Source organism: Frankia tisae, from assembly GCF_025403405.1.
Classification (GTDB): Bacteria; Actinomycetota; Actinomycetes; order Frankiales; family Frankiaceae; genus Frankia; species Frankia tisai.
On record NZ_JANEZT010000802.1, the window covers coordinates 1 to 464 of the forward strand.

Annotated in this window: 2 protein-coding genes; both read left to right on the plus strand. The window is 43.5% G+C overall.

The genetic code is table 11. The features are described 5' to 3' along the window. The coding region (locus NBZ85_RS34220) for a hypothetical protein (RefSeq protein ID WP_261563495.1) at positions 1-203 on the plus strand (203 nt) is incomplete at its 5' end. Positions 204-226: 23 nt separating this feature from the next. Continuing rightward, positions 227-421: an exodeoxyribonuclease VII small subunit gene (xseB, locus tag NBZ85_RS34225; protein ID WP_172460490.1), complete on the plus strand. Its 195-nt coding sequence runs from the start codon at positions 227-229 to the stop codon at positions 419-421. The last annotated feature ends 43 nt before the right edge of the window (positions 422-464 follow it).

Here is a 464-nt window from a genome sequence, read left to right on the forward strand (position 1 = left end):
CCAACCAACTGCGTGAGATGACATTGTTGCAGCATCCGTCAACCGTATTAACCCGTGGTTATGCGATTATCAGAACCTCGCATCCTGCATCCAATACGGTGATGACTTCGATTGCCCAAGTTGAACCCAATTCAACCATAACCATTGAGCTACAAGATGGCTATCTACAAGCCACTGTCAATGCTAAACACCCAAAAAACTGACCTATCAATCAACAGGAATAACCATGACCGAGCCAACTGATTTTAAAAGCGCCTATGAGGTGCTAAAAACAAATGCACAGCGCTTGCAAAATAGCCAAGAGCCCAATATTGACGCACTGATGACTATTGTAGAGCAGTCCATTGATGCCTATAAAGTATGCCAAGCACGGATTGATGCCGTTGAAGCCTCGCTGAATCAAGCGTTTGAAACAGACTAAGTTTCAATAAAGAAAGCAGAATAAAAATGCCACTATCGAGGGA

What these genes read in the sequence shown, in the direction of transcription:
- xseB (WP_172460490.1), top strand. Translation starts at nt 227, where the DNA reads ATGACCGAGCCAACTGATTTTAAAAGCGCCTATGAGGTGCTAAAAACA.